Genomic DNA, 22,874 nt, shown 5'->3' with positions numbered 1-22,874 from the left:
GTCAACGATCAGCTGATGCGGAAACCCATCGTCGCGTCCACTGCCTGCTGCCAGCCGGCGTAGAGCTCTTCGCGCTTGTCGTCGGCCATGGCCGGTTCAAAGCGGCGATCCACCGCCCATTGTTTGGCGATCTCCTCGCGGCTGCTCCAGAACCCGGTTGCAAGACCTGCCAGATACGCCGCACCCAGTGCAGTGGTCTCTGCGACTTCCGGGCGGAGCACCGGCACATTGAGCATGTCGCTCTGGAACTGCGCCATGAAGTCGTTGGCGATGGCGCCGCCGTCGGCACGCAGTTCTTTCAGTTCGATTCCGGAATCGCTCTGCATCGCGGTGAGCACGTCGCGGGTCTGGTAGGCCATCGACTCGACTGCCGCACGTACGAAGTGCTCCTTGGTGGTGCCACGCGTCAGCCCGAACACGGCGCCGCGGATGTCGCTGCGCCAGTATGGCGCGCCCAAGCCCACGAAGGCCGGCACGATATACACACCACCGTTGTCGCCGGCACGCTCGGCGTAGGCCTGCGAATCGCTGGCCTTGCCCAACATGCGCAGGCCATCGCGTAGCCACTGCACCACCGAGCCGGCGACGAAGATGGCGCCTTCCAATGCGTATTCGACTTTGCCGTCGATGCCCCAGGCGATCGTGGTCAACAGGCCGGCCTTGGAGATCACCGCCTTGTCGCCTGTATTCATCAGCATGAAACAGCCGGTGCCATAGGTGTTCTTCGCCATGCCCGGCTCGAAACAGGCCTGGCCGAACAATGCCGCCTGCTGGTCGCCGGCGATACCGGCGATGGGCACTTGTTCGCCATAGAAATACTGGGTCTGGGTCATGCCATAGACCTCGCTGGACGAACGGACTTCCGGCAGCATCTGCGCGGGCACGTCCAGCATGGCCAATAGGTCCGCGTCCCATTCCAGCGTGTGGATGTTGAACATCATGGTGCGCGAGGCATTGGTGTAATCGGTGACGTGCACCTTGCCGCCGGTGAGGTTCCAGATCAGCCAGCTATCGATGGTGCCGAATGCCAACTCGCCTTTTTGCGCGCGTTCGCGGGCGCCTTCGACATGGTCGAGGATCCACTTGACCTTGGTGCCGGAGAAATACGCATCGATCAGCAGGCCGGTCTTGTCGCGCACCATCTGCTCATGCCCGGCTTCTTTGAGCTGGGTGCAGATGTCCTTGGTCTGCCGCGATTGCCACACGATGGCGTTATAGATCGGCTGGCCGGTGGCCTTGTCCCACACCACCGCGGTCTCGCGCTGGTTGGTGATGCCGATCCCGGCAATCGCGCGCGCATCGATCTGCGCGTTGTTGAGCAGCTCGGTGATGGTGGTATAGACACTGGTCATGATCTCGCGCGGGTTGTGTTCCACCCAACCCGGCTGCGGAAAGATCTGCCCGAACTCGCGCTGCGCCACGCCGGCCACCTTGCCGTGGCGATCGAACAACATCGCCCGTGAGCTGGTGGTGCCTTGATCGATCGCAAGGACGTATTGCTTTTCCATCGGAGATTCCTCGAACAATGCCGGCGCTGGCGCACGGCGAGAAAGTGGGTAAGGCACGCCGCTGCTCGAAAGGCCGATGCATCCAGGGCCTGCCCGGCAGCGGCGCCGTGCTGTCAGTCGTGCAGCAGTGCGATCAGCGCGGATCGAGCGGTGGTTTGCCGCCCTGCAGGTGCCGCACGCGTGCCGGCAGAAACGGCAGTATCAGCCATTGGTAGGCAAGCGCGCCGATCGGGCCGCCGATCAACGGTCCGACGATCGGGATCCACCAGTAATTGTCCTTGGCCGGCAGCGCTGCCTCGCCCCAGCCGGCGAAGTAAGCGAACAGACGCGGGCCGAAATCGCGCGCCGGGTTCATCGCCCACGCTTCCAGATAGCCCATCGACGCACCCAGCGTTGCCACCAGCAAGCCGATCATCAACGCGCCGGAGTTTGCAGTCGGTGCGGCTTCGTTGAATTGCTCGGTGATGGCGAAGATGCCGAAGATCAGGAACGCGGTCATGATGATCTGGTCGACCAGCGCATGCATCGGCGTGACCGCAAGACCGGGCGCGGTGAAGAACACACCGGCCGCGCCGCCGGCTTCGCGGGTCAGTTGCTGCACCTGGTTGAAATGGTCGATCACCGGCCCGTACAACTGATAGACGATGGCCGCGCCCAGGAAGGCGCCGATGACCTGGGCAATCCAGTACGGCACCACCTTTTTCCACGAGAAATCGCGGAACAGTGCCAGCGCCAGCGTCACCGCCGGGTTGGCATGCGTGCCCGATACCGAGCCGGTGACATAGATGGCCAGCGTCACCGCCAGGCCCCAGGCGATACACACGCCCCAATAGGCGTTTTGATACGGACTGGGGTCGTAGAGGATGTACATCGCCGCGACCGAGTCGCCCAGCGCGATGATGATGAACATCGCGACCGCTTCGGAAATCAACTCACCCACGAGTTGGCGGCTCATGCGCGCATGCTCGCGAGAAAATCATCGCAACGCACAGGCGATTGCGACACGCGCGTCGGCGCGCAGGGGGAATGGGTCGTGCTCATCGGGGGTGCCCTCCACAGGGTGATGCAGGCAGTGCGCCAGGATACGTTGCCGGACGACCCGTCCTCGCCGGCAACGCGGTGTGTTCAAACGGTCGCGAGCTCGGCGGAGTGAAGCGCCTGCGTCTGCAGATACGCTTGCAGCCGCTGCCGTCCGTCCGCATCGAGCCGAAGCCCGAGTTTGCTGCGACGCCACAGGATATCGTCGGCGGTCTGCGCCCATTCGTGTTGACGCAGGTAGTCCACCTCGGCCTGGTACAGATCTGCACCGAAGTGCTCGCCCAGGCCGGCCACATCCTGCGCATCGCCCAGCAGCCGTTCTGCGCAGGTGCCGTAATTGCGCACCAGCCGCTGTGCGGTCGCCGCCGGCAACCAGGGGCGGGCGGTGCGCACGCGTTCGAGCAGGCTGGCGATATCGCGCTGTTCACCGCCCGGCAGCGCATCGCCGCGCGCGGTCCATGCCGGCTTGCGTGCGCCCAGCGCGTAGGTGAGCCGGTCCACCGCTTCTTCGGCGAGCTTGCGGTAGGTGGTCAGCTTGCCGCCGAACACATTGAGCAACGGCGCGCCATCGGTGACCACTTCCAGCTGGTAATCGCGCGTGACCTCGGCGGCATTGTCTTCGGCATCGTCCAGCAGCGGGCGCACGCCGCTGTAGTTCCACACCACATCGGCAGGGCGGATCTGCTGCTGGAAATACAGGTTCACCGCATCGCACAGGTACTGGATCTCGGCCGCATCGATCTTCGGCGCGGCGGGGTCGGCCTCGTAGTCGACGTCGGTGGTGCCGATCAAGGTGAAGTCATGCTCGTACGGAATGGCGAACACGATGCGCCGGTCCGGTTGCTGGAAGATGTAGGCGTGATCGTGATCGAACAGCTTGGGCACCACGATATGGCTGCCCTTGACCAGCCGCAGCGCGTGCTCGTGGGGCACCGCGGCCACGTTGTCCAGGAAGGACACTGCCCAAGGCCCAGCCGCATTGGCCAGCGCGCGTGCCTGCACGGTGCGGCGGCGCCCCTCGCGATCTTCGAGTTCGGCATACCAGAAGCCAGCATCGCGCCAGGCACCGACACAGCGCGTGCGGGTGTGGATCTTGGCGCCGCGTTTAGCCGCGTCCATCGCGTTGAGCACCACCAGCCGCGCGTCCTGCACCCAGGCATCCGAATACACAAAGCCAGTGCGCAGCGATTCCTGCAGCGGCGCGCCGACCGGATGCGTCCGCAGCGATAGCCGGCGCGAGCGCGGTAGGCTGCGCTTGCTGCCGCCGAGGTGGTCATACAGGAACAGTCCGGCGCGGATCATCCAGGCCGGGCGCAGATGCGGCTGATGCGGCAATAGAAAGCGCAGCGGCCAGATGATGTGCGGGGCCAGGCGCAACAGCACCTCGCGCTCGGCCAGCGCCTTGCCGACCAGTGCGAACTCGTATTGCTCCAGATAGCGCAAGCCGCCATGAATCAGCTTGGTGCTGGCGCTGCTGGTATGCGCGGCCAGATCGTCCTGCTCGCACAGACACACCGACAGGCCGCGTCCGGCCGCATCGCGGGCGATACCGACCCCATTGATGCCGCCGCCTACCACCAGAAGATCGTACGTCTCGCCCATCGGTGCCTCCGTCCAGGTGCGCTATGAGCGAACCTAAGTTGTCATGTTCGAACATATTCGAACATCAAACCTTTTCGGGGCGTGAAGAAGCGAATCGCCTGCAAATCAGGGTATCTATAGATGGATCAGGCGATGGATTGGGTAAAATTGATTCAATGCATGAATCGATGCCAGGCATCCAGACGACGTCCAGAGGACGCAAACGTACTTAAACGAACAATCTCAGTTGCCGCCGTCGGCATCTGCCAGGTGGACCCGGGTGCCGGCTTCGGCCAGCACCTTGGCCAGTTCCTGCGGCGGCGGTCGGTCGGTGAACCAGTCGTGCACCTGTGCGATCGCCCCCAGCCGCACCATGGCGTTGCGGCCGAACTTGCTGTGGTCGGCGGCCAGCACCACCTGGCGCGAGTGCTCGATGATGGCCTGGGCCACGCGCACTTCCTGGTAATCGAAGTCCAGCAGGGTGCCGTCCAGGTCGATACCGGAAATGCCGATCACCCCGAAGTCCACCTTGAACTGACGGATCAGCTCCACCGTGGCCTCGCCGGTCACGCCCTGATCGCGCCCGCGCACCACGCCGCCGGCCACGATCACCTCGAAGCTGGGGTTGGCGCTGAGCATCACCGCTACATTGAGGTTGTTGGTGATCACCCGCAGCCCGCGGTGCTGCAGCAACGCACGCGCGACTTCCTCGTTGGTGGTGCCAAGATTGATGAACAGCGAGGCATCGTCGGGAATGAAACGGGCCACATGTGCGGCGATGTGCCGTTTCTCGCGTGCCTGCAGCGCCTTGCGCGCGGTGTAGGCCAGATTCTCCACGCTGGAGGGCATGCTGACGCCGCCGTGATAGCGGCGCAGCACGCCGGCATCGCACAGCAAGGTCAGGTCGCGCCGAATGGTTTGCGGGGTGACCTCAAAGCGCGTGGCCAGGCCTTCCACATCGGCAAAGCCCTGCTGCCGCACCAGCGCCACCAATTGCTCCTGGCGCGGGTTCAATGCCGGCGCCGGGACAGTCCTGTAGTGAGTCGACTCCATGCGCAGATGATCGCGCATACGTGTGAGGATGCAAACACGGTGGTGCGCGCGCAGAGGGCGCTAACGATTGATGGCCAATACCGGCCTGCAGCCATGCACGCTGAGCGAAAATGCCGAGCGCCGCGCTGCGGCTTTCGCGTGCCCGCGCCGCATGCGGCCACTCAGCAAGCTCGGCAAGGTTTCGGTGGAGGCCACCGCCTTCAATGTGCGCGTGCTGAAACGCCAACCAGTGAGTGGCCAGCAATGTGCAACGAAAGCAGTCGGCTAGGTGCCGACGGCACGCAGGCGCCACAACGCACACGCATTACACGCCCAGTCGCAACATCAGCCGCGCCCGCCAGACGACATGCGCGGCCGGCCTGGTTCCGATTCAGCCCAGCTCGCTGCGATAGCCGGTATCGATGCTGATGCTGCCGCCCACCGCGCGCGACACGCAGGCACAGAGCTTGCGATTTTCGCGGCGCTGTTCGTCGCTGAAGAACACATCGCGGTGATCGATATCGGCTGAGCTGTCCAGCACTTCCACTGCACACAAGCCGCATTCGCCACGGCGGCACTCGGCGATCAGCTCCACGCCCGCATCGGCCAGTGCGTCCAGCATCGATTCGTTTTCAGCCACCGGCACTTCCAGACCCAGGCCCGGCAACTTCACCACGAACGCCTGCGCCGGTACCCGCCCGCTGTTGCCGAAGGTTTCGAAGTGCAGCCGTGCACGCGGCCGGCCGGCCGCGTGCCAGTGCTGGCGCACCGCTTCGAGCATGCCCAGCGGCCCGCAGACATACACCTCGGCATTGGGCGACAGGCGTGCCAGTTCGGCAGCCAGATCGGGTGGGCCTGCCCTGTCGTCGCATTGCAGTTGCAGGCGCTCGCCCAGCAGCGCTTCCAGCGTGTCGACATAGGCCATCGCGCTGCGTGAGCGGCCGGCATAGAGCAGGCGAAATGCGGGATGGCGACGGGCCAGCCGTTGCGCCATGCCGATGATTGGGGTGATGCCGATACCACCGGCGATCAGCAAGATTTCCTCGCCACTTTCATCCAGCGGGAAGTTGTTGTTGGGTGGTGACATCTCCACCACATCGCCCGGCGCCAGCGTCCACATGTGCAGCGAGCCGCCACGGCTGTCGGGCATCTGTCGCACTGCAATCTGGAAGTATCCATCGGCGCGGGGTTCGCCCACCAACGAATACGAGCGGACATCGTCGCGACCATGCAGCTGCACGCGAAAATCCACATGGCTACCGACCTCGAAGCTGCGCGCGGCGGTGCCGGGATCGAGCACGATTTCGCGCACGCCAGGACAGGCATCGGCAATGCTGACTACGCGGGCGCGATGCCACTGGGTGTCTTTACGCATGAAAGGCTCCAGGCAATGAGGCGTGCCGGCCGGTGCCGGCAGGAATGGCGCTGCGAGGCGTCGCTGTGATCGATTGGAGGGCTTGGCGCATGCGGTGTGCTCAGCCCACCATGCGCAGCGACAGGTCCTGCGCGCGTTGTTCCTGCGCGATCAAGCGGTCGATCACGCGCCGCGCCCACATGCCGCCGGCATCGACGTTGAGGTTGTAGAAGGCGTGATCCGGGTGCGCGTCGATCGCACGTTGCTGCGCTTCCAGCACCGCCTCGTCTTCGCCGAACACGCCTGTCACCCCCTCGCGCGTGAGCGTGGTCAGCGACTGGTCGTGCAGCGCATAGTTGCGCATGAACGCCCAGAAGTAATGACAGGTGGTGTCGGTCTCGGGGGTGATCGTGTTGAGCACGTAGCCGTTGACGCCCTGGCTGCGATCGCCCTCTGGTGCACCGGTGCCGGTGATGGCCACGCCCACGTCGATGGCGATGGTGCCGGGTGCTTCGAAATGGATGATCTGCCAGCGATCGACCTTGCCGCGGTAATCCAGATGGCGGGCGATCTGGCTGGCCCAGAACGGCGGTGGGTCGATATTGCGCATCCAGCGCGAGACGGTGACGCCGCGATCGCCATGCACCACATCGAACGGGGCTTCGGCCACTTCGTCCTGGCCGATGCTCGAGCCGTGCACGAAGGTCTCGTGGGTCAGGTCCATTAGGTTATCCAACACCAGCCGGTAGTCGCATTTGGCGTAGATGGTGCGGCCATCGCCGGCCCAGGCCGGGTCGTGCGACCAGTGCAGATCGGGAATCAGGCGCGTATCGGCCTTGGCCGGGTCGCCTGGCCAGATCCACACATAGCGGTGCTTTTCGGCAACCGGGAAGCTGCGTACGCATGCCGAGGGGTTGATGGTGTCCTGCGAGGGCATGTGCACGCATCGCCCCTGCGTGTTGTAGACCAGCCCGTGATAGCCACACACCACGTCGTCGCCACGCAGCTTGCCCATCGACAACGGCACCAGCCGGTGCCAGCAGGCGTCCTCAAGCGCGACCACCGCGCCGGCCGTGGTGCGGTAGACCACCACGTCCAGGTTGCAGATCTTGCGTGGGCTGAGCACGTGCTTGATCTCGTGGTCCCAGGCGACGGCATACCACGCGTTGAGGGGAAACAGGGGCTTGGACTGCGACATGACCGTGACTCCTGGGTGTTGAGGCAACCTGGATGCGACGCGGCATGCGCCGGCCGGCAACGAGTTGACGCGCATGGCAACGCTGGCGTCTGCTTGCGAGCGAAGTTATGTATACACCGGAGACAATGTGGACGCGTTATGGGTCTGCCGAAATTGTGCGAATATCGATTTATATCACCGATTATCGGATTGACCGGCCCGCCGGCTGCGCCTACCGTGACTGCACGCTCACTGCGCTGGAAGGGAATGCAATGGCCGACATCGTCACTCTTGCGGACGCCGTGTCGCAGCTGATCGCCGATGGCGATTGCGTGGCGATGGAAGGCTTCACCCACCTGATTCCGCATGCGGCCGGGCACGAGGTGATTCGCCAGCGCAAGCACGACCTGCGTCTGGTGCGCATGACCCCCGACCTGATCTACGACCAGCTGATCGGCGCCGGTTGCGCGGCAGCGCTGCGGTTTTCCTGGGGCGGCAATCCGGGCGTCGGCTCGCTGCACCGGCTGCGCGATGCGGTGGAACACGCCTGGCCGCAGCCGTTGCAGATTCGCGAGCACAGTCATGCCGATATGGCCAATGCCTATGTGGCCGGTGCATCGGGTCTGCCGTTTGCGGTGCTGCGGGGGTACGTCGGCTCGGACCTGCCACGCGTCAACGACAGCATCAAGTTCCTGCAATGCCCGTATACCGGCCAAACGCTGGCCACATCGCCGGCTGTCAACCCCGATGTCACCGTGATTCATGCCCAGCAGGCCGACCGCCGCGGCAACGTGCTGCTCTGGGGCATTCTGGGTGTCCAGAAAGAAGCCGCGCTGGCAGCGCGCAAGGTGATCGTGACGGTGGAACAGATCGTCGACACACTCGACGCGCCGCCCAATGCCTGCATTTTGCCGCGCTGGGTCGTCGATGCGGTTTGCCTTGTTCCCGGTGGCGCGGCGCCGTCGTACGCGCACGGCTATTACGCACGCGACAATCGCTTCTATCTGGCCTGGGATGCGATCGCGCGCGACCGTGCGAAGTTCCAGGCGTGGATCCAGACGCATATCCTGGACACCGACGATTTCGCCGGTTTTCAGCGTGTTTACGCACAGTCGCAGCAGCAGGTGGCCGCATGAGCGCCTACAGCACCAACGAGATGATGACGGTAGCCGCCGCGCGCCGTCTGCCCGATGGCGCGGTGTGTTTTGTCGGCATCGGGTTGCCGTCCACGGCCGCGAATCTGGCCCGGCTCACGCATGCGCCGGACGTCACCTTGATCTACGAATCCGGCCCGATCGGTGCACGCCCGCAGGTGTTGCCCTTGTCGATCGGCGACGGCGAGCTGGCCGAGACCGCCGACACTGTGGTGTCCACGCCAGAGATCTTTCGTTACTGGCTGCAAGGCGGACGCGTGGATGTGGGCTTTCTGGGCGCAGCGCAGATCGATCGCTACGCCAACCTCAACACCACCGTGATTGGCCCGTATGACGCACCGAAAACGCGCCTGCCCGGTGCCGGGGGCGCGCCGGAAATTGCGGCCAGCGCCAAACAGGTGTTCATCATCATTCGCCAATCCAAACGCAGTTTCGTGCCGACGCTGGACTTCATCACCACGGTCGGGCATCTGGACGGTGGCGATGCGCGCGCGTGTGCCGGCCTCCCCGGCGCCGGCCCGACCGTGGTCGTCACCGACCTGTGCGTGATGGAGCCCGACCCCATGACCCGCGAACTCACCGTGACCTCGCTGCATCCTGGAACAACGCGCGAGCAGGTCAGCGCGGCGACCGGTTGGCCGATCCGCTTCGCTGCCGACCTCGCCCAAACCACCCCGCCCAGCACCATCGAGCTGGACGCCTTGCGCGCGCTGCAGGCACGCACCGATGCAGCGCATGGTGCCCAGGCAGCGGGAGCGGAGGCATGAGCGAGGTCTATTTGATCGATGGCATCCGCACGCCGATCGGCCGTTACGGCGGCGCCTTGTCCAGCGTTCGCGCCGACGACCTGGGCGCGGTGCCGATCGCTGCGCTGCTGGCGCGGCAGCCGCAGCTGGAGCCGGCCGCAATCGACGATGTGTACCTGGGCTGCGCCAACCAGGCCGGCGAAGACAATCGCAACGTCGCGCGGATGAGTCTGTTGCTGGCCGGCTTGCCCTCTTCGGTGCCGGCTAGCACGCTCAATCGCCTATGCGGTTCGGGCTTAGACGCGATCGGCACGGTAGCGCGCGGCATTCGTGCCGGCGAACTGGATCTTGCAATTGCCGGTGGTGTCGAATCGATGTCGCGCGCGCCGTGGGTGATGGGCAAGGCCGACAGCGCGTTCGCCCGCACCCAGCAGCTGGAAGACACCACCATGGGCTGGCGCTTCATCAATCCTCGACTGCAAGCCGCCTACGGCACCGAATTGATGGGCGAAACTGCCGAGAACGTCGCACAGCGACATGCCATCGCGCGCGAAGACCAGGATGCGTTTGCACTGCGCAGCCAGCAACGCGTCGCGGCGGCGCAGGCCGCCGGCTTCTTCGATGGCGAAATCACCTCGGTGGCAGTGGCCGCGCGCAAGGGCGGCGATGCCAGCACCGTCGAATACGATGAGGCGCCGCGGCCCAACACCACGGCCGAGATGCTGGCCAAGCTCAAACCGGTGTTTCGCCAGCCCGGCACCGTGACGGCCGGCAATGCCTCCGGTCTCAACGATGGCGCGGCCGCCTTGCTGCTGGCTTCTGCGCAGGCCGTGCAGGCGCATCGGTTGACGCCGCGCGCGCGGGTGCTGGGGTTCGCATCGGCGGGGGTGGAGCCGGCGTTCATGGGCATCGGCCCGGTGCCGGCCACCCAGCGCCTGCTGGCGCGTTTGAACTTGCGCATCGCGCAGTTCGATGCGATCGAACTCAATGAAGCCTTTGCTGCGCAGGCGCTGGCCTGCGCGCGCGCATTCGGGCTGGCCGACGATGCCGAACACGTCAATGCCAACGGTGGCGCGATCGCGCTGGGGCATCCGCTGGGCATGAGCGGCGCGCGGCTGGCGCTGACCTTGTTGCGGCAGCTGGAAGCCAGTAACGGGCGGCTCGGGCTGGCCAGCATGTGCATCGGGGTGGGGCAGGGGGTGGCACTGGCGATCGAGCGCCTGTGAGCCAGCTGTTACAACCTGCCTCGCCTTCCCTCGCACCCATGTCGTTCTAGTCGCCTTGCTGCCGACGGAGATTCAAGATGCGCGACCCAACCTCTGAAGACACTGCTATCGCTGCCGATCCGCTGCTCGGCTACCGCCGCAGCCGGCCTGGTACGCAACCGGCGTATCTGCATCCGGCATACGCCTCCACCAGGCTGCGTGGGCCCACGCGTGATCCGATCGACCTGCCGGTCACGCTGTCGGAGGTCACCGGCCCGCGACTGGATCGGCTCACCTTGGACAGGCACGCCGCCGATCTCACTGCAGGTTTCAGCGGCGCGCCGTTAGGTGAGCGCATCATCGTGTCTGGCCGCGTGCTCGATGAAAACGGCAAGCCGGTCCGCAACAGCGTCGTGGAAGTGTGGCAATGCAACGCGGCTGGTCGCTACCAGCACGCAGGCGATCAGCACGATGCGCCACTGGACCCGAACTTCCGCGGTACCGGACAAGTGCTCACCGACGCGCATGGCCGCTACAGTTTCAAGACCATCAAGCCGGGTGCTTATCCGTGGCGCAATCACTACAACGCTTGGCGACCGGCCCACATCCATTTTTCACTGCATGGCGATGGCATCGGGCAACGGCTGGTCACCCAGATGTATTTCCCCGGTGACCCGTTGCTGGCGCACGATCCTATTTACAACTGTGTCGACGATGCGCTGGCGCGCGAACGCATGGTGTCCAGTTTCGATTGGGAAAATGCGGTCAGCGAATACGCGTTGGCCTATCGCTTCGACATCGTCTTGCGCGGTCGCAAACAAACGGTCTGGGAGTGACACGATGAGCCTGCATGCCACGCCGTCGCAAACCGTCGGCCCGTATTACCGGCTTGGGCTGGAGCCGCTGTATCGCGAACAGATCGCACCCAAGCAGGCCGCAGGCACGCCGGTGCAGATCAGCGGTTGCATTTTCGATGGTGCCGGCGCGCCGGTAGCCGATGCGGTGCTGGAAGTGTGGCAAGCCGATGCAGCCGGCATCTATGCGCATGCGGCCGATGCGCGCTGCCAGGCGCACGACCCCAGCTTCGACGGTTGGGGCCGTATACCGACCGATGCGCACGGGCGTTTTTCCTTCAGCACCATCAAGCCGGGCAGGGTGGCTGGACCGGACGGCAAGCTGCAGGCGGCGCATCTGACCGTCCTGGTGTTCATGCGCGGCCTGTTGCGTGGCGCCTCCACGCGCCTGTATTTCGCCGACGACCCGCAGCTGGGCAGCGACCCGATCCTGGCGCTGGTGCCGGCCGAGCGACGCGCCACCTTGTTTGCCCAACCAGGCGCAGGTGGCGCCTACACCTGGGACATCCACATGCAGGGCGATGCGGAAACGGTGTTCTTCCGCTATTGATCGGTATGTCGATGAGGAACCGCCGTGCGCGTGCCGCAGCAGGGCGCCACGCTGTCTGCACGCTTGTGCATAAAAAGCGGGCGGCAGCCAGCTGCGGAAGTACTTGCTGCTACGAAGGCACCACGGCGTGGGCCGCGGGCGATGGACCGTGGCGCCTCACGCTGACCCACCAATGACAGCGCGCATCGTGGCCAACACGCACACGTGCTCAGTCGTGCGCATGCATCCCATCCCCACCTGGCATCACCCACATCCCCCCGGCAGTGGCAGGCGCGCAAACCGCCTTGCCCTTTCGTCTAGTTGGCACCTTGGCACATCGGTGCGATGCTGCCGGCACGCCTAGAGATGCAATGCATGAGTGCGACATCTTCGCTGTTGGGATCCTTGTTCGGCGAGCCAGCGTGCGACGCCTTGTTTGACGATGCCGCGCGCGTGCAGGCGATGCTGCAGTTCGAATCCGCGCTGGCGCGTGCGCAGGCCCAGTGCGGGGTGATTCCGGCCGAGGCCGCGCAGGCCATTGCCGCTGCCTGCGATGTCCGGCACTACGATCTGGCTGCGTTGGCGCAGGCCACAGCATTGGCCGGCAACCCCGCCATTCCGTTGGTCAAGGCGCTGACCGCCCAGGTGGCCGCGCACGACACCGCTGCCGCGCGCTGGGTGCACTGGGGCGCCACCAGCCAGGACGTCATCGATACCGGCACGGTGTTGCAGGTGCGTGCTGCGCTCGATCTGCTGCTGCCACGTCTGCATGCCCTGTGCGCCGAGCTGGCCGCGCTGGCCGAACGCGAACGCACCACCGGCTTGCCCGGACGCACCTTGTTGCAGCAGGCGGTGCCGGTCACCTTCGGGCTCAAGGTCGCCGGCTGGCTGGATGCACTGCAACGGGCGCATCAGCGCCTGCAGGCCTTGCGGCGCGATGCGCTGGTGTTGCAGTTCGGCGGCGCAGCCGGCACCCTGGCCTCGCTCCAGGAGCGTGGCCTGGAGGTGGCGCAGGCGCTGGCGAGCGCCCTGGAGTTGCCGCTGCCCGCGCTGCCCTGGCACACGGCGCGCGACCGCATCGTCGAGGTCGGCTGCACGTTCGGCCTGTTGGCCGGCACGCTGGGCAAGATCGGTGGTGATGTGGTGTTGCTGATGCAATCGGAAGTGGGCGAAGTGTTCGAGCCTGCCGCTGCCGGCAAGGGCGGTTCGTCGGCAATGCCGCACAAGCGCAATCCGGTCTCCAGCGTGGCAGCCGTTGCCGCGGCCACCCGCGTGCCCGGCCTGGTCGCCACCTTGTTCAGCGCGATGGCGCAGCCGCACGAGCGCGCGGCCGGACAATGGCATGCCGAATGGGACACCTTGCCGCAGATCGTCTGCCTCACCGCCGGCAGCCTGTCGCAGATGCAGCTGTGCCTGTCTGCTCTGGAACTGGACCGCGCGCGCATGCGTGCGCATCTGGACAGCCACGGCGGGCTGCTCTACGCCGAGGCGGCGGTGTTCGCGCTTGCGCCGCAGCTGGGCAAGCCGCAAGCGCACGCCCTGGTGGAACAGGCGGCGCTGCGCGCGCAGGCGCAGCAGCGGCATTTGCGCGAGGTGCTCGGCGAGGATGCGCAGGTGAGCGCCGTGCTCACGCACGCGCAACTGCAAGCAGTGTTCGATAGCGATAGCTGGCGCGGTATGTCCTCGCTCTGGATCGACCGTGTGCTGGCTGGATCTTCTTCCTGTTGACGGTGCTTCGATGGCCTATCTGCAATTGCCCACGCATCGCCTGCATTACCGTGTGGACGGCACCGACGAGCGGCCCTGGCTGACCTTCTGCAATTCGCTCGGCACCGACCTGCATATGTGGGACGTGCAGATCGAGGCTTTCGCCCCGCATTACCGCATCCTGCGCTACGACCGCCGCGGCCACGGCTATTCGGAGACGCCGCCGGGTCCTTACAGCGTCGCCGACCTGGGCCAGGACGTGCTGGCGCTGTGGGACGCGCTGGAGATCGCGCAAAGCGATTTCTGCGGCCTGTCGATCGGCGGCCTCACCGGCCAGTGGTTGGGTCTGCATGCACCGCAGCGCTTGCGACGGCTGGTGGTCTGCGCCACCGCGCAGAAGATTGGCAGCGCCGCCACCTGGGAAACCCGCATCGAACACGTGCACAGCGAAGGCCTGCCGGTGTTGATCGATGCCACGCTGCAACGCTGGTTTACGCCGGCATTCGCCATCAGCCACGCGCAGCGTCTGGACATGATCGCTGCCGCCTTCGTTTCCACCTCGCCGGCCGGCTACATCGCCTGCTGCCAGGCGGTGGCCGAGGCGGATTTCCGCGGTGCACTGGACGGGCTGAGCCTGCCGCTGCTGGCACTGGCCGGCGACGATGACCCGGTATGCCCGCCATCTGATTTGCGCGAGATCGCCTATGCCGCGCCGGATGGTCATTACGCCCAGGTGCCCGGCCGCCACATCTGCAACCTGGAGTCGCCGGCCGCGTTCAACGACGCGGTGCTCGGCTTTCTTCAGGCCGATTGAGCCCCCCACTTTGCAAGGACACACCATGCACGAAGACGAACGTTATCAAGCCGGCATGCGCGAGCGCCGGCGCGTCCTTGGCGATGCGCATGTCGACCGCGCGCTGGCCGCCCGTAGCGAATTCACCGAAGAATTTCAGGACCTGATCACCCGCTACGCCTGGGGCAGCATCTGGACCCGCGACGGCCTGCCGGCGCACACGCGTTCGCTGCTCACTTTGTCGATGATGGTCGCGCTGGGCCACGACGACGAATTCAAACTGCACGTGCGTGCCGCGCGCAACAACGGCGTAACGCCTGCGCAGATCAAGGAAGTGCTGCTGCAAGCGGCAATCTACTGCGGCGTGCCGGCCGCCAATCACGCCTTTGCGCTGGCCAGGCCGATCCTGGAGGAACAAGCCGCTGACACCGGCACAGCGCCAGCGGCGTAACCCGGGTAAGGTCTGCGGTCACCCAGTGCATCCCGAGAGATCGCATGACACGTCGATTCGCATGTCTTCTGCTGTTGTTGTTGCTGACGACAGCAACGCTGCAGGCACAGCCGCGGCCAGGTCCTGGCACTGTGTTGTCGCACGTGCGCGCGGACGATGGCCAGATGCTGGCGGTGTGGTCGCGGGTGCCCGCACAGCCGCGCGGCACGATTGTGCTGGTACACGGCCGCACCTGGAGCGCGTTGCCCAATTTCGATTTGCAGGTGCCCGGCGAACCCGGCGATACGCGCTCTGTGCTGGCGGCGCTTGCGCAGGCCGGCTATGCCGCTTACGCGGTGGATCTGCGCGGCTATGGTGGCAGCGCACGCGATCGCACTGGCTGGAACACGCCCACGCGTGCGGTGGCCGATGTGCGCAACGTGCTGGCCTGGGTCGCGCAGATCCATCCCGGACTGCCTCCGCCGGCATTGCTGGGCTATTCCAATGGCGCGCGCGTTGCGCTGCTGCTTGCACAGCAGCAACCGCAGGCGATGTCTGCACTGGTGTTGTTTGGCTTCCCCGATGATGTGGACGCAGCGCCCGCGCCGGCGTTGCCGGCAGAGCGACCATTGCGGGCACCCACCACGGCCGCTGCGGCCGGCGAGGATTTCATCACTGCCAATGCGGCACCGCCGGGCGTGCGCGCGGCCTATGTCGCGCAGGCGTTGGCAGCGGATCCGGTGCGCACCGACTGGCGCGCGATGGAACAGTTCTCCTTTCACCCCGAGCAGGTCGCGACGCTACCGGTTTTGCTGTTGCGCGGCGTCGACGACCCCATCGCCACCCAGGCAGACAACGCTCATCTGTACGCGCGTTTGCGCAGCGAAGATCGCAGTTGGGTGACCCTGCCGCACGCCGACCACGTGGCGCAGGTCGAAGACAGCCACGCGGCGTGGGTGGATGCGGTGGTGAGCTTTCTGCGCCGGCCGCGCTGACAGCCGCTCACACAACGACTGTGCAGCGCTCAGGCGGGCCCTGTCTGTGCTCGATGCGGCATGTGTTACTCATCACCGCCGTTCCTGCGCGCCGTCCACACCCGGCTGACGACTGCTCGCGACGATGTGTTAGCCGCTCCCAGCCGGCACGCGCGCAACAACAAGTGGCGATCAACCCGGAGGCGGCGGGTCCATGTCTTTTCGGCGCGGCGTGCTGCGCCTTGCGCGCATCTAGCATGCGCAAGGCGTGGCGGCGCTGAGCCTTGACCTTCGCGGCCAGAGCCGCTCTAGCTCAACAAGGTTCCCAGCCGCTGCGCCGCCTGCTTCAGCGGTTCCAGCAACTGCGTTTGCATGGTCTGCAAACTCACCCGCCCGGCCTGGGCGCCGATGTTGAGCGCGGCGATCACCTCCCCGCGCAGGTTGCGCACCGGTACGGCGATGGAGCGCAGGCCGATTTCCAGTTCCTGATCGGTCAGGCACATGCCTTCGCGGCGCGTGCGTGCCAGCACCTCCAGCAACGCCGAGGCCTGGGTCACCGTGCGATCGGTGCGCGGACGCAAGCTGGTGCGTTCCAGATACGCCTGCAAAGTGTCGCCGGGCAGTGCAGCCAGCAACACCCGGCCCATCGAGGTGCAATACGCCGGCAGCCGCGTGCCTGGGCGCAGCCCGATCGACATGATGCGCACCGTCTCCGAACGCGCCACGTACAGCAGATCGTCGCCATCCAGCACGCCCAGCGAGCAGGATTCGTGCAGTTGGTCGCGCAGCCCGTCCAGTACCGGCTGCGCCGCTGCGGTCATCGACGAAGACGCCGCGTACGCGCCGCCGATTCCCAGCACGCGCGGCAGCAACACGTAGCCACGCCCTTGCTCGCCCACATAGCCCAGCTTGGCCAGCGTATGCAGCACCCGCCGCACGGCCGCGCGCGAGATGCCGGTTTCCAGGCTGATCTGCGACATCGTCACTTCGCGCGCGTGCTGGGCGAACACGCTCAGCACCACCAGTCCGCGTCCAAGCGAGGTCATGAAGTCCGGGTCGCCCTGGGCGGCGGCGATCTGCTGCATCAGCTCATGCGGCAGGCCGCGATCGCTACCGGCCGCAGCCACGGCGGCGGGACGTTTACGACGGCTGGAGGCGGGCTCGGGCATAGGAGTGCGGTGCGGACAGGTCCCTGCATGGTAAGCGCTTGCGCCACTGCATGCCCCCGCTCACAGTCTGTGCGCGGGCATGTAAGCGCTTCACCCTGCTTGCCGCATAATTGCCGCTGGTTTGTTCCGGATCGGTGCTCTTAGTCCATGAAAACCCCCAAGGGCCTGCAGCCGCTGATCGACGACGGCGTCATCGACGAAGTGTTGCGACCACTGAAGAGCGGCAAGGAAGCATCCGTCTACGTGGTCAGCGCAGGCGCCGACATCCTGTGCGCCAAGGTCTACAAGGACATGGCGCAGCGCAGTTTCCAGGCGCGCGTGCAATACCAGGAAGGCCGCAAGGTGCGTGGTAGCCGTCAGGCGCGTGCGATGGGCAAGGCCACCAAGTTCGGCCGCAAGGAGGCCGAAACCGCCTGGAAGAACACCGAAGCCGATGCGCTCTACCAACTGGTGGATGCCGGCGTGCACGTGCCGAAACCGCGCGGCTACTTCCACGGCGTGCTGCTGATGGATCTGGTCACCGATGACGCTGGCCACAGCGCACCAAGGCTGGGCGAGGTGGAGCTGGAACCGGAACAGGCGCGCGTCTTCCACACCAGCCTGATCGGCGACGTGGTCAAGATGCTCTCGCTGGGTCTGGTGCACGGCGATCTGTCCGAATACAACGTGCTGGTCTCGCCCGATGGCCCGGTGGTGATCGACTTCCCGCAGGTGGTCAGCGCCGCCGGCAACAATGCCGCGCGCGACATGCTGCTGCGTGACGTGCACAACCTGCGCGACTGCCTCGGCCGCTTTGCACCGGAGTTGCTGGAGACCCACTACGGCGAAGAAATGTGGGCGCTGTTCGAAAAGGGCGAACTGCGTCCGGACAGCGTGCTCACCGGACGCTTCAAGTTCGACACCCGCCGCGCCGACGTGCGCGCCATCCGTGCCTCGATCGAAGATGCGCGCCAGGAAAACCTGATCCGCCAGCAGGGCCGCGAAGCGGCTGCGGAAGACGAGGACTAAAAGCGCCCAAAAGCCGACTGTGCCCACTGTCAGGTGCGCAGTCGGCAGCGCATTCGCTGCGGTGCAGTGCAGCAAATATCCAGCCGGCGGGACGTTGCGCAGGCACCGGCGCTCGTCCGCCAACGTGTGCCGTCGAGGCCATATCGCACAGGAATTGTGGGGTTTTGCGGTCGTTCGCGGCAGTCCGACCAAGTCGTGAAGTACTAGTTCACGATTTAAATAGTGATGATTCATAACAATCTGGCAAGCTCGACAACTGGTTATCGGAGAGTTCGTCATGTCGTTTGATCCTGATGTCGTGCGCCTGTTCGCCCAGCTTCAACAGGCGGCGCAGCCGCCCATGGAGACCCTGCCGATCGAAGGCGCACGCGCGATGATGCGCGCGGTAGGCGCGCAGTTCGGTTTCCCGCGCATAGAAATGGCCGAGGTGCGCGATCTGCAGGCCGATGCCGCCACCGGTGCAGTGCCGTTGCGCTTGTATCGCCCCACGGGGCTGGCGGCCGGCCCAGCTCCGACCTGCCTGTTCGTGCACGGCGGCGGCGGTCTGGTCGGCGATCTGGAGTCGCATGACGATGTGTGCCGGCAACTGGCGGCGCGTGCTGGTTGTCAGGTGCTGGCGATCCACTACCGTCTCGCCCCCGAGCACCCGGCGCCGGCCGGCGTAGAAGATGTCATCGCGACGTTGCATTGGCTGGTGGCCCACCCCGACACGGTCGGCGCCGATGTGCAGCGGCTTGCCATCATCGGCGACAGTATCGGCGGCGCCATGGCCGCGGTTGCCGCGTTGGCTGCACGCGATGCCGGAATTGCCTTGCGTTGCCAGCTACTGGTCTATCCGCTCACCGACGCACGCCAGGACAGCGGCGTGTATCCATCGCGCTCGCTCAACGCCGGGCTGCCGCCGTTGACTGCGGCGGCAGTGGACTTCTTCAATCGCCATCTGCTGCCCGATATGGCGGTGGCCAACGACTGGCGTGTCTCACCGATGCTGGCGCCGGATGTCGCCGGCGTTGCGCCGGCATTGGTCGTGGTCTGCGACCGCGACATGCTCTACGACGAAGGCTGCGCCTATGCCGACCGCCTGCGCGCTGCGGGTGTGGAAGTCACCCTGCATAGCTTCCCGGGCATGATCCACGGCTTCATCAACATGGGCAGCGTCTTGCGCGCTGCCGGCGAAACGTTGGACCTGGCGGCGTTGACGCTACGCCAGCGCCTGCTGCCCGCGATCGAACGCAGGGCCGCTTGATGACCTGCGGCAGCCGTGCCAATGCACGTGCTGCCGCAGCAGTGGCGGGTGGATCTGCGCGATGCGTCTTTCACTCAGCGCAGGCATGTTCGGCAAGACACGCCATGCAGGCATGCCGCCGGTCTGCGTGCCGGCGGCAATCGCGCATTGAGCGCCACGTATTGCACGACGTTTATCGGCGATGCGGATCCATTTTCTTGAATACGTCGCATCGGCTAGTCCAACCCCATCAGCGTTGCCTAAACGCACTGCTTTCAGTCCGCCTGTGCAACGCCATACAAGCAAGTGATGCTTAGAAGTTGGAGCGGAACGTGGTCATCAACACGTGGTTTTCCCGATCCACTGCGCGCGTGTTGACGAACTGATTGAGGTAACCGACGTCGGCATTGGCAATGGCATTGAATTTCCAGTTGATGCCGACGAAGACGCGATGCTGATCCAGACCGCGTCGCGCACCCCATTGCGTCTGATCCGGATTGACGAACACTTCGTTGAACGCCACCCACGACAGTTGCGGGCTGACGCCGCTCGGGCGCACCGCGCCGAGCATCTGCCGCACGCGGTAACCCTCATCGCTGAAGTCTTCACTGTGGCGCTGTTCCAGACGCGTACGGCTGGTAATGGTAATGGTGATGGTGGCGATCGGATCGAACTGGTACTGAAATTGCCCCCACCAGCGATTTTCGCGATTGGAGGACTGGCCTGCCGGATGGCTGATGATGGTGTCGTAGCCCATCCAGACGCTGGCCTTGGGGTTAAGGCGATAGAAGAAACACCGCAGGGCGCAAGATCAGTTGATCGAACTGTTCGCCTTCTTCGCGCCAGCGCGGATGTACATCCATGCTCCAGTACACATTTTCGACCGGCAGCTTTCCTTGCGCATACATGCTCAGCCAGTAACGCCCATCTTCGTCGGTGTTGGCACGGGCTGGCGAAATAGCGGCCCGTGTCAGCAGCAGAGCAGGCCGGCAATGCGAGCCATTGCCGACAGTAAGGTGCTGGAAGCGGTCATGTGCTGACATGTGTCGGCGTTGGCAAAACATGGCAACCTGGTTTGCGCTGCCTCGGGCGGCTCTTCGGCCAATCGCTCCGGTTTTTCTGCCTATCGCTTCGCTCACCGGGATGCGCCATCGTTTCACCGTGGCGCGCAACGGCGACCGAGGCTCTCAGAACGATGTGTTAGCCGCTGATCGCCGACCATTGCCCGCGATCGTTGCCTCGCTCACGCCACCCGACTACGCCGTGCGCGCTCCAGATGCACCAGCAGCAGTGAGATCGCTGCCGGGGTCATGCCCGGGATGCGTTGTGCCTGGCCGATGTGTTGCGGTCGTACGCGTTCGAGTTTCTGTTGCACTTCGATCGACAGGCCGCGCACGCTGGCGTAATCGAAGCCTTCGGGGATCGGCGTGGTTTCGTGACGTTGCTGACGCGCGATGTCGTCGCGCTGGCGATCCAGATAGCCGGCGTACTTGACGCTGATCTCGACCTGCTCGGCCACCTGCGTATCGTCCACGCCCGGCCCCAGGGTCGGCACCCGCATCAAGGCGGCGTAGGTGAGTTCGGGGCGCTTGATCAGATCCAGCACGTTGGTTTCTCGGCTGACCGCCACGCCCAGCGCATCGGCCACTTCACGGCCCAGCGCATTGCCCGGTGTGGCCCAGAGCGCCGACAACCGCGCGGTTTCGCGCTGCACGGCCTCCTGTTTGGCTGAGAAGCGCGCCCAGCGCACGTCGTCGACCAGACCCATCTCGCGACCGACACCGGTCAGCCGCGCATCGGCATTGTCCTCGCGCAGTTGCAGCCGATATTCGGCGCGGCTGGTGAACATGCGATACGGCTCGGTGGTGCCGTGGGTGATCAGATCGTCGACCAGCACGCCCAGGTAGGCTTGGTCGCGGCGCGGCGACCAGGCCGGCAGGCCCTGCACATGACGGGCGGCATTGAGCCCGGCCAGCAGACCCTGTGCGGCGGCCTCTTCGTAACCGGTGGTGCCGTTGATCTGCCCGGCGAAGAACAGCCCGCCCACCGCCTTGGTTTCCAGCGAGGCCTTGAGCCCGCGCGGGTCGAAGAAGTCGTATTCGATGGCATAGCCGGGGCGGGTGATATGCGCCTGCGCAAACCCGTGGATCGAGCGCACCAGCGCCAGCTGCACATCGAACGGCAGCGAGGTGGAGATGCCATTGGGGTAGATCTCGGCCACTTCCAGGCCTTCGGGCTCGACGAAGATCTGGTGGCTGGTCTTCTCGGCGAAGCGCACCACCTTGTCTTCGATCGACGGGCAATAGCGCGGGCCGATGCCTTCGATCTGCCCGGAATACAGCGGCGAGCGATGCAGCGCGTTGCGAATGATGTCGTGGGTGTGCTCGGTGGTCTGGGTGATCCAGCAGCTGACCTGGCGCGGATGGTCGCTGACTTGGCCCATGAACGACATCACCGGCAGCGGGTCGTCGCCCGGCTGCTCGGCCATTACGTCGTAGTCGAGCGTGCGCCCATCGATGCGCGGCGGCGTCCCGGTCTTGAGCCGGTCGATCGCGAACGGCCGCTCGCGCAGGCGCGCGGCCAGCGTGGTGGCCGGCGGGTCGCCCATGCGCCCGGCCGCGTACTGGGTCTCGCCAACGTGGATCTTGCCGGCCAAGAAGGTGCCGGCGGTCAGCACGACCGACGGCGCTTCGAAGCGCAACCCGGTCTGGGTGATGACCCCGCGCACGCTGTCTGCTTCGGACGTGCCGTTGTGGATGATCAGATCGTCCACCGCCGCCTGGAACACGGTCAGGTTGGGCTGGGCCTCGACGATGCAACGGATGGCGTTGCGATAGAGGTTGCGATCGGCCTGGCAGCGCGTGGCCCGCACCGCAGGCCCCTTGGACGCATTGAGCGTGCGCCACTGGATGCCGGCCAGATCCGCCGCGCGCGCCATGGCGCCTCCCAGGGCATCGATCTCCTTGACCAGGTGCCCCTTACCGATTCCGCCAATGGCCGGATTGCAGCTCATCGCGCCCACCGTCTCGATGTTGTGGGTCAGCAGCAAGGTGCGGGCACCGGCGCGCGCGGACGCCAGCGCGGCCTCGGTGCCGGCATGGCCGCCGCCGATCACGATGACGTCGTAACGATAGAAAGAGTCGGACATGGGCCTGGACTGATCAGCAAAGAGAAGGAAGCGGCTGCGGAAGTATCGGCTGAAGCGGTCTCATGGTCACTAAATCGAAAAATATGTGATATGAGTCACATTATTGAATCGTGGCCCTCAAGTTGGCATGTTTCGTGCGGATATCCCTACTGCACCCGTCGCGGCATTGCGACATGGGCGCAAAGGCTGGAATTGGAACAGGGGCTAGCCGCGCGTGCGATGGGGTAGCGTAAGGGTCGGTA

General features: G+C 65.4%; 19 protein-coding genes, 1 other RNA gene and 1 pseudogene. 12 read left to right on the top strand and 9 right to left on the bottom strand.

Annotation, left to right across the window (positions count from 1 at the left end; translation table 11 throughout):
• Positions 1–8 precede the first annotated feature (8 nt).
• The 6 genes from glpK to XpruCFBP8353_RS09845 all read right to left on the bottom strand — a co-directional run bounded on the left by glpK (position 9) and on the right by XpruCFBP8353_RS09845 (position 7,711).
• Positions 9–1,508, bottom strand: a complete 1,500-nt coding sequence (gene glpK, locus XpruCFBP8353_RS09875) for a glycerol kinase GlpK (RefSeq protein WP_101363041.1) — start codon at positions 1,506–1,508, stop codon at positions 9–11.
• Between the two features lie 133 nt (positions 1,509–1,641).
• On the bottom strand, positions 1,642–2,463 hold the full coding sequence (locus XpruCFBP8353_RS09870; protein ID WP_101363040.1) for an MIP/aquaporin family protein: 822 nt from the start codon (positions 2,461–2,463) through the stop codon (positions 1,642–1,644).
• A 170-nt stretch (positions 2,464–2,633) separates the two neighbouring features.
• Positions 2,634–4,148 carry a glycerol-3-phosphate dehydrogenase gene (gene glpD, locus XpruCFBP8353_RS09865; RefSeq protein ID WP_101363039.1) on the bottom strand — a complete coding sequence of 505 codons (1,515 nt, stop codon included), beginning with the start codon at positions 4,146–4,148 and terminating at the stop codon, positions 2,634–2,636.
• Between the two features lie 222 nt (positions 4,149–4,370).
• Positions 4,371–5,198 (bottom strand): DeoR/GlpR family DNA-binding transcription regulator, encoded by an 828-nt coding sequence (locus tag XpruCFBP8353_RS09860; RefSeq protein ID WP_101363038.1) that lies wholly within the window; start codon positions 5,196–5,198, stop codon positions 4,371–4,373.
• A gap of 352 nt (positions 5,199–5,550) precedes the next feature.
• The gene (locus tag XpruCFBP8353_RS09850; RefSeq protein ID WP_101363036.1) at positions 5,551–6,534 is read right to left on the bottom strand and encodes a PDR/VanB family oxidoreductase; all 984 of its coding nucleotides are present in this window, start codon (positions 6,532–6,534) and stop codon (positions 5,551–5,553) included.
• A gap of 100 nt (positions 6,535–6,634) precedes the next feature.
• Entirely contained in the window at positions 6,635–7,711 is a 1,077-nt protein-coding gene (locus XpruCFBP8353_RS09845) for an aromatic ring-hydroxylating dioxygenase subunit alpha (RefSeq protein ID WP_101363035.1), read from the bottom strand.
• 251 nt (positions 7,712–7,962) lie between these two features.
• On the opposite strand from XpruCFBP8353_RS09845, the gene XpruCFBP8353_RS09840 reads away from it, so the two are divergent.
• The 10 genes from XpruCFBP8353_RS09840 to XpruCFBP8353_RS09790 all read left to right on the top strand — a co-directional run bounded on the left by XpruCFBP8353_RS09840 (position 7,963) and on the right by XpruCFBP8353_RS09790 (position 16,238).
• Positions 7,963–8,826: a CoA transferase subunit A gene (locus tag XpruCFBP8353_RS09840; protein WP_101363034.1), complete on the top strand. Its 864-nt coding sequence runs from the start codon at positions 7,963–7,965 to the stop codon at positions 8,824–8,826.
• Positions 8,823–9,611, top strand: coding sequence for a CoA-transferase subunit beta (locus tag XpruCFBP8353_RS09835; RefSeq protein ID WP_101363033.1), 789 nt, complete (start codon positions 8,823–8,825; stop codon positions 9,609–9,611). The genes XpruCFBP8353_RS09840 and XpruCFBP8353_RS09835 overlap by 4 nt, the downstream gene beginning before the upstream one ends.
• Positions 9,608–10,816: a 3-oxoadipyl-CoA thiolase gene (gene pcaF, locus XpruCFBP8353_RS09830; RefSeq protein ID WP_101363032.1), complete on the top strand. Its 1,209-nt coding sequence runs from the start codon at positions 9,608–9,610 to the stop codon at positions 10,814–10,816. The genes XpruCFBP8353_RS09835 and pcaF overlap by 4 nt, the downstream gene beginning before the upstream one ends.
• Before the next feature lie 77 nt (positions 10,817–10,893).
• A complete protein-coding gene (pcaH, locus tag XpruCFBP8353_RS09825; RefSeq protein ID WP_101363031.1) occupies positions 10,894–11,631 on the top strand; it encodes a protocatechuate 3,4-dioxygenase subunit beta in 738 nt (245 codons plus the stop codon).
• A 4-nt stretch (positions 11,632–11,635) separates the two neighbouring features.
• Positions 11,636–12,199 carry a protocatechuate 3,4-dioxygenase subunit alpha gene (gene pcaG / locus XpruCFBP8353_RS09820; RefSeq protein WP_101363030.1) on the top strand — a complete coding sequence of 188 codons (564 nt, stop codon included), beginning with the start codon at positions 11,636–11,638 and terminating at the stop codon, positions 12,197–12,199.
• 354 nt (positions 12,200–12,553) lie between these two features.
• Positions 12,554–13,906, top strand: a complete 1,353-nt coding sequence (locus tag XpruCFBP8353_RS09810) for a 3-carboxy-cis,cis-muconate cycloisomerase (RefSeq protein ID WP_101363028.1) — start codon at positions 12,554–12,556, stop codon at positions 13,904–13,906.
• 10 nt (positions 13,907–13,916) lie between these two features.
• Complete coding sequence (gene pcaD, locus XpruCFBP8353_RS09805) at positions 13,917–14,699, top strand: 3-oxoadipate enol-lactonase (protein ID WP_101363027.1); 783 nt, start codon at positions 13,917–13,919, stop codon at positions 14,697–14,699.
• Between the two features lie 25 nt (positions 14,700–14,724).
• Positions 14,725–15,129, top strand: a complete 405-nt coding sequence (gene pcaC / locus XpruCFBP8353_RS09800; RefSeq protein WP_101363026.1) for a 4-carboxymuconolactone decarboxylase — start codon at positions 14,725–14,727, stop codon at positions 15,127–15,129.
• 44 nt (positions 15,130–15,173) lie between these two features.
• Positions 15,174–16,103 carry an alpha/beta hydrolase gene (locus XpruCFBP8353_RS09795; protein WP_101363025.1) on the top strand — a complete coding sequence of 310 codons (930 nt, stop codon included), beginning with the start codon at positions 15,174–15,176 and terminating at the stop codon, positions 16,101–16,103.
• Between the two features lie 60 nt (positions 16,104–16,163).
• A non-coding RNA gene (locus XpruCFBP8353_RS09790) (sX9 sRNA) lies at positions 16,164–16,238 on the top strand.
• A 152-nt stretch (positions 16,239–16,390) separates the two neighbouring features.
• Here the strand turns inward: XpruCFBP8353_RS09790 and XpruCFBP8353_RS09785 are convergent.
• The gene (locus XpruCFBP8353_RS09785) at positions 16,391–17,251 is read right to left on the bottom strand and encodes an IclR family transcriptional regulator domain-containing protein (RefSeq protein ID WP_101363024.1); all 861 of its coding nucleotides are present in this window, start codon (positions 17,249–17,251) and stop codon (positions 16,391–16,393) included.
• Positions 17,252–17,398: 147 nt separating this feature from the next.
• Between XpruCFBP8353_RS09785 and XpruCFBP8353_RS09780 the strand changes: the two genes are divergently transcribed.
• Positions 17,399–18,259 carry a PA4780 family RIO1-like protein kinase gene (locus XpruCFBP8353_RS09780; RefSeq protein ID WP_101363023.1) on the top strand — a complete coding sequence of 287 codons (861 nt, stop codon included), beginning with the start codon at positions 17,399–17,401 and terminating at the stop codon, positions 18,257–18,259.
• Between the two features lie 277 nt (positions 18,260–18,536).
• Positions 18,537–19,505, top strand: a complete 969-nt coding sequence (locus XpruCFBP8353_RS09775) for an alpha/beta hydrolase (RefSeq protein ID WP_101363022.1) — start codon at positions 18,537–18,539, stop codon at positions 19,503–19,505.
• Positions 19,506–19,797: 292 nt separating this feature from the next.
• On the opposite strand, the pseudogene XpruCFBP8353_RS09765 reads toward XpruCFBP8353_RS09775, so the two are convergent.
• Positions 19,798–20,517 (bottom strand): annotated as a pseudogene (locus tag XpruCFBP8353_RS09765) (DUF2490 domain-containing protein).
• Positions 20,518–20,727: 210 nt separating this feature from the next.
• Positions 20,728–22,632, bottom strand: coding sequence for a tRNA uridine-5-carboxymethylaminomethyl(34) synthesis enzyme MnmG (gene mnmG, locus XpruCFBP8353_RS09760; protein WP_101363020.1), 1,905 nt, complete (start codon positions 22,630–22,632; stop codon positions 20,728–20,730).
• Positions 22,633–22,874: the final 242 nt, after the last annotated feature.

Source organism: Xanthomonas prunicola (assembly GCF_002846205.1).
GTDB classification, from domain to species: domain Bacteria; phylum Pseudomonadota; class Gammaproteobacteria; order Xanthomonadales; family Xanthomonadaceae; genus Xanthomonas; species Xanthomonas prunicola.
This window is presented reverse-complemented; position numbering and strand designations above follow the sequence as displayed.